The 6000-nt window shown below is 32.4% G+C and carries 9 protein-coding genes; 8 read left to right on the top strand and 1 reads right to left on the bottom strand.

The genetic code is table 11. From position 1 onward, the window contains the following. The first annotated feature begins 107 nt into the window (after window positions 1-107). The 8 genes from VK91_RS12510 (at window position 108) to VK91_RS12480 (ending at window position 5048) form a co-directional block, all read left to right on the top strand. Window positions 108-707 carry an undecaprenyl-diphosphatase gene (locus VK91_RS12510; RefSeq protein ID WP_048393155.1) on the top strand — a complete coding sequence of 200 codons (600 nt, stop codon included), beginning with the start codon at window positions 108-110 and terminating at the stop codon, window positions 705-707. Window positions 708-1013: 306 nt separating this feature from the next. After that, complete coding sequence (locus tag VK91_RS12505) at window positions 1014-1673, top strand: hypothetical protein (protein ID WP_156181900.1); 660 nt, start codon at window positions 1014-1016, stop codon at window positions 1671-1673. A 61-nt stretch (window positions 1674-1734) separates the two neighbouring features. After that, window positions 1735-2556: a DUF2785 domain-containing protein gene (locus VK91_RS12500; protein ID WP_048393151.1), complete on the top strand. Its 822-nt coding sequence runs from the start codon at window positions 1735-1737 to the stop codon at window positions 2554-2556. A 145-nt stretch (window positions 2557-2701) separates the two neighbouring features. Beyond that, on the top strand, window positions 2702-2866 hold the full coding sequence (locus tag VK91_RS22715; RefSeq protein WP_156181899.1) for a hypothetical protein: 165 nt from the start codon (window positions 2702-2704) through the stop codon (window positions 2864-2866). 140 nt (window positions 2867-3006) lie between these two features. Further along, complete coding sequence (locus tag VK91_RS12495; protein WP_048393149.1) at window positions 3007-3264, top strand: hypothetical protein; 258 nt, start codon at window positions 3007-3009, stop codon at window positions 3262-3264. Between the two features lie 101 nt (window positions 3265-3365). Further along, window positions 3366-3503, top strand: a complete 138-nt coding sequence (locus VK91_RS23075; protein ID WP_231595647.1) for a phage holin — start codon at window positions 3366-3368, stop codon at window positions 3501-3503. A 95-nt stretch (window positions 3504-3598) separates the two neighbouring features. Next, the gene (locus tag VK91_RS12485; protein WP_053075711.1) at window positions 3599-4177 is read left to right on the top strand and encodes an N-acetylmuramoyl-L-alanine amidase family protein; all 579 of its coding nucleotides are present in this window, start codon (window positions 3599-3601) and stop codon (window positions 4175-4177) included. A gap of 445 nt (window positions 4178-4622) precedes the next feature. Further along, window positions 4623-5048 (top strand): hypothetical protein, encoded by a 426-nt coding sequence (locus tag VK91_RS12480; protein ID WP_048393147.1) that lies wholly within the window; start codon window positions 4623-4625, stop codon window positions 5046-5048. Between the two features lie 66 nt (window positions 5049-5114). On the opposite strand, the gene VK91_RS12475 is transcribed toward VK91_RS12480, so the two are convergent. Continuing rightward, window positions 5115-5510 carry a hypothetical protein gene (locus tag VK91_RS12475; protein ID WP_053075710.1) on the bottom strand — a complete coding sequence of 132 codons (396 nt, stop codon included), beginning with the start codon at window positions 5508-5510 and terminating at the stop codon, window positions 5115-5117. Window positions 5511-6000 lie beyond the last annotated feature (490 nt).

The raw sequence follows: 6000 nt of genomic DNA, 5'->3' as shown, positions 1-6000 counted from the left end.
AAAGTGACAATAATGTTAGCTTAAGCAATTAATTGTCACATTTTACGATGGTTTAAAGATACATTTTTTCTTAACATAGCTTTATAAGCTATAAAGGAGAGAATGTCTTGAATATATTAGAAATAAATAATGATTTATTTAGAATGCTTAATAGTTTAGGAAAAGAATTTCAATTCTTCAATTTACCAATGATTATTATTGCTGAATACACAGTTATTTTCTTAGCTATTTTTGTTATTCTGTTCTGGTTTACCAAAGATAGAGAAAATAAAATAATGCTTATGTGCGCAAGTATTGCTTTCGTTTTGGCTGAAATTATAGGGAAATTTGCAGGGTTATTACATTTTAATCACCAACCATTTGCTGTCCTTTCGAATACAAATCAGTTGATAGAAAAAGCAATAAATAATTCATTTCCAAGCGATCATACCATATTATTTTTTTCATTCTGTATGTCCTTTTGGTTATTTAAAAAAGGAAAATGGAGTCTATGGATTTTGCTTGCTATATTAGTCGGAATTTCACGTATTTGGGTAGGAGTTCATTATCCATTAGATGTAATGGTAGGTGCTCTTTTTGGAATTACTTCTGCAATAATAATTTACTTTACACTTCCGAAATTAACACTAATAGAAAATGGAATTACCAAATATGAATCCATTGAAAAAGTAATTAGAAGAAAATTCCATAAAACAAATCTAATGTAAAACAATATTAAAGGTCACGTCTAAAATTAAAGTGTACCCTTTACAAAGGGTACACTTTAAAACAGGTGTGACTTTTTCTTTTGCTTTGAAAACAGCATCAAACAGCCAAAACGGTATGAGTTGAGATGGCAGGGTTTGGTGATGTTTTGAAAGTGGAATTTGTAGAAAATTGTTCCAATTTATTATCTCTCAGATTATGATTTAGTGGGAGGTTAAATAATGTCAGATAAAATTTAAAACATTTTTATTGGAATCATATTTTTTGTTGTCCTAATTTTAGGGACATCATTCGTAATTGATACAATAATGATCGATGGATTAAATGTTGATAATGGACTTATAGGTAGTATAGTGGGTGGGATAATAGGAATGGTAGGAGTAATTGTAACTACTTATTTCATTATCGAAGCAAACAAAAAATCAGTGGAGGATTCGTTAAAAAAACAAGATAAGCAGGCAAGGGATAGAGATTACATTGCATTAATCCTTACCAAAGCAGAGGAGTTGAACCATGAAATTATAAAATCTACTCAAATCTACAAAAAAATAATGGATAATTTCAGAATTACTAAAACACACCAAATCTTAATTAACACATATGAGGATAGATTTTCTTTAAAACGTAAAGATGACGGAATTTATGATATGGCTAAAAGGGATTTGGTCGAAAACAATCTGAAACTCGAAAAACTGCGAAATGAATTAACAATTTGTTTAAATACTTTAATTATAAAAAATATTTACATCGGAATTTTATCAGACCAAATTAATGGTTACGAACATACAGTTAATCGGAATGTCGAAATAATAATTAATAGTTTAGATTCGATAGGTAATTTAAATGAACTAGAAGAAACGTTCCGATGGCATAATAAGTATTACATAAATGATTCAAATAAATTACTAAAAGATTTGAATGATTTTATTGTAGAAAAACTGAGCGAATTAAGAAAAGGCGTGAGTTGAATACTTTACTAATCAATAAAGGGTTGATTTCAAACAAATTTTTCTAATAGGAGCGTGTAAAATGAATTTAAAAGAAAAGTTGATATTAATAAAAGAAAATGGGTACCAAGCACCTCCCGATAGATTTCAGTTGATACTAGAAATGATAAATAACATTGGCTCTTTGGATGCCCAACTACGTGATGAGCTAATTTATACAACCTTATCACACTGGATTCCTGATAAATCTCTCACCGCAAACGAACTAGAACAACTTTTACCGGTTGTTTTGGATAAAAACCATTTGCTTTTTAAGCTTGGTGAAACAAATACAGACTCTGTCTTCACTCGGTCTTTCTCCATGCTAGTCATACCGCTCCTCTTAACGAGGCATAGAGAATCACCATTTCTCTCAAGAGAGCAAATTCATCACATAAAAGAGAAAGTATTTTACAATGTACAAGAAGAGCGAGATTACCGTGGGTATGATGAAGAAAAAGGCTGGGCTCATGCCATAGCCCATGCAGCAGATGCTTTAGATGATTTGGCTCAATGTTCCGAACTGGATAAAAGCGACCTCTTAACTATCCTCGATTTGGTTTACGAAAAGATGACTATAACAGAGCGAATTTACTCCGATGGGGAAGATGAGAGAATGGTCAAATCCATAATTAGTGTTTTAAATAGAAAAATACTTAGTCAGACTTGTGTAGAGCAGTGGATTCAAAGTTTTGGTGATGTGGAGAAAAATTCAGAATTTCTTCCTGCCTTTAAGCAAAAAAATAATATAAAGAACTTTTTGAAAAGTTTATACTTTCGAGTTAAATTTTACAAAGTGGATGCCGTTCTCTGCTCCACTATCGAGCGGACATTATATAAAGTAGAAAAAGTATACTATTCCTAATTTTAAAAGTGTCGAATAAAAAAAGAATATCTTTATAATGAATTTACTCTCTTGGTAGTTATCACTTATGATCCGTCCCTAACACTCATCATCTTCAGATTGAAATAGTAATAAAATCGAGTATAGAACTACTATCGTGGGTGATATGAGCGATTTAGTAATAGAAGGCGGTTTAGGGTCTAGTTATATTGGTGAAGGACCAAGTGGTTTATTGAAGGTATTAATATTACTAGGTATTGATAATGAAACCGCTAATAGGTTGGTTTATGAAGATACCCAAAATACTTATACTTTTAAGCATGAATTTTAATTAAGTTCCAAAGCACTCTCGATCGGGGGGCTTTTTTATTATGCTGTGAGAGCAATCGAGATGGGCAATGGTAAATGTTACTGAATCTCGATGTTCCTCATAGTTTTTTATTTTACGGGACAAAGGAGAGGGTATAGGGCATGAGTCAAGAATCAACCTTTCAACAAGCTGTTACTGTAGCTGACCATGAAAAACGGCTACAGGAACTAGAAAAAGACGTATCAACAATTAAACCTATCGTGTACAACACAGTTTCAAGTGTTAAACAAATCGAAAAATCTGTTGAAAAAATGGAACAGAACAGTGATAAAATCACAGGTTATTTTTTAGCTGCTGTAATTAGAGCTGTGGTAGGAGTTTTATTTATAGCATTACAAAATTCACTTTTTAGAGGATAATTAAATGAAAATCAACTGGAAAGTACGTTTAAAACACTAACCATTTTTAGTTTCATTATTCGCATTTTTGTTATTGTTGGTACAACAAGTGTCAGCAGCATTTGGATACAGTTTACCTGCAGCAGTTGGCGCAAGCCACTGCTATTTTTAATACCATTTTAAGTATTTTGATTTTGTTAGGAATTGTCATTGATCCTACAACAAGTGATGTCAGTGATAGTGTACAAGCATTAAAATAAGAAAAACAAAGGGTGATAAATAATGGTGCTAATCAGACAACATATAGTGTCAACAGCCGTTGCTATTAAAGTAACAGGAGGACGAAAAAACACTCGTGAAAAAAATATGTATCCATGAGACAGACAATACCAACAAGGGAAGTGAGGCTGACAATCACGCTCGACTGCAAGCTAATGGTAACAGTCGACAAGCAAGTTGGCATTGGTCTGTGGATGACAAAGAAGCTGTGCAATCATTTACACATGATTATCAATGTTGGGCAGCAGGCAGTACTAAGGGGAATAACGAAGCAATACAAATTGAAATGTGCGTAAATAGTGACGGTGATTATGTCAAGACTGTTCAAAATACAGCATCACTAGTTGCAAAAATTCTTAAAGACGAGAACCTAACAGTCAATGATGTAGTACAGCACAACTTTTACAGTGGAAAAAATTGCCCTAGTAAGATGCGTTCCACAAGTGCACCTATTCCATGGAGCAGTTTTTTAAAAATGGATGACGTTATGAAATTTACTAACGAAACACTTAAAGCAGCAGTACGAGACTACCTAAAGCAAGCTGTAGATAAAAAGCTTATTGATAAATTACACCTAGAAAAATTTGACGCTGGTACATTGACTGACGGTGATTTTAAAGGATTAGAAATTATCATTGCACAACGTAGTAAATAATGTTAGTTTCAGTAAAATCGCTAAAAGCCAGCAAAGCTATTTTAGATGAACTGGTTTTAATACTTAATATCAAGTGACAATTCAGTGAAAAATATTATTTGAATATAAGAATGAAACTAAATGAAAATATCAAGTGTTTTAGTGTGATTTCAACTAAAAATATTGCTTAAGTTATATAAAATAACAATCGAACGCCAAAAAACGGCGGTATAATTGGCGTGATTTGGCGTATTTTTAAAGAATTTAATTGAACACCGTCAAAAATTGTCGGTGTGTACGCCAGAAATTGGCGTGAATATTCATTTGAATTACCACTTTTGGTAATGATAGGATAATGGTAACTCGAGGTCTTATTATGCTATAGCAGTTAACGTAATCTTCAAAAAGTAATAATAATTATAACGAAATTTTAGCTGCAAACTATAAATAAAGGAGAATAAGTAAAATGAAGAAGAAAATTTTAAGTTTGATAACGGCATTTGTATTTGCATTAGGTTTAATTACTTTTAGTGATAGCGCCAGTGCAAAGGAAAGTGTGCTTGAAAGTGCAAGTACTATTGTAGATGGGTATGAAGAATACTTCCGTATAGATGCATTGTTTGCATATAATCCATCTAAGAAATGGTATGTGAGTGCCGAGAATTACACTTATAATAAGGGCGGAGAATACATGATTCGCGTCTATAAGAGTGGAACAAAAACCGTACTATTTGAAGCAAAAGGTTATATCGAAGGAAGAACAGATGGAAGTTTACCATCTAGATCATCTCATTTCTGGTATACACCAAATTCGCAAACTCTTTATTATGATCTTGTGGTTTATCGTAAAGGAGATATCGAAGTCCTAGGAGATGTTAGAGAAGTAGAATAATGAAAAAAACCAGGCGCTCATTCAAAAGTGAGTACCTGGGCTTTTTTGGTTTAACTTATATATTAATTATTTTTTATTAGGCATAGATAACAGTATACCTATAGAACTTTCCGTAGTTGTAAGCTTAATTTCAGCATCATCTTTTGTATAAACCCTTAATGTATCCCCATCTTCAAATTTTTCACTGTCGACCTCTTTCCAGCCTTTAAACATAATTAAGAGCTTATAGTCAAACGGAAGCCCATCCGTCACTTTTGGCCAATCCAAATATAGAGAGTTAGATATATTTGATTCAATATCTATCATTTCATCTTCCCCAATTACTTCAGCATTTTTAGGTATTGGAAACCCGTTTACTATGACTCCTTCTTCATACCTTGAATCTAGCAAAAAGTAAGATATTCCTACAAGCGCTACTAATACAATTGCGATTACTGCCACTATTTTTTTTATTTTACTCACACCCTTTCATTACCATTTTAGGTAATTCGACGTAATTTGTATATAACAAAAAACAGACAACATTTTTAGTTATCTGCTTCATCTTAAAACGGCAGTAAGAAGGTTAATCAACATCTTATGTAGAAATATTTGTAAAAGGCTGTGAAGATCATGAATTACAAAACAATAGTGCCAGTACGGTTTTTATTCAAGCGCAGGCCATATGATGTAGAGATTGTAGGTGTATCAAATTTGTTTTTGACTCGAGAGGAATACGAAGCTCTAACAGATGAAATGGTCTTAAAACTTTTACGAGATCAAGGCCACAATGTAATCAGGTTGATCCGTGAGGGTGAAAATGTAATAGGTGTTGATTTTAAGCAGTATTAAAGCCTTCTAACTATAGAGGGCTATTTTTTTGCATAAAAACCGTAGTTAAATGAGTAATTAGGATTAAATAGGCTGTGATTTTTTTAGTTATAATATATTCCTTGTTCAGGTTTAATATGGT

The organism is Lysinibacillus sp. LK3, assembly GCF_001043675.1.
GTDB lineage: Bacteria > Bacillota > Bacilli > Bacillales_A > Planococcaceae > Lysinibacillus > Lysinibacillus capsici.
This window is presented reverse-complemented; position numbering and strand designations above follow the sequence as displayed.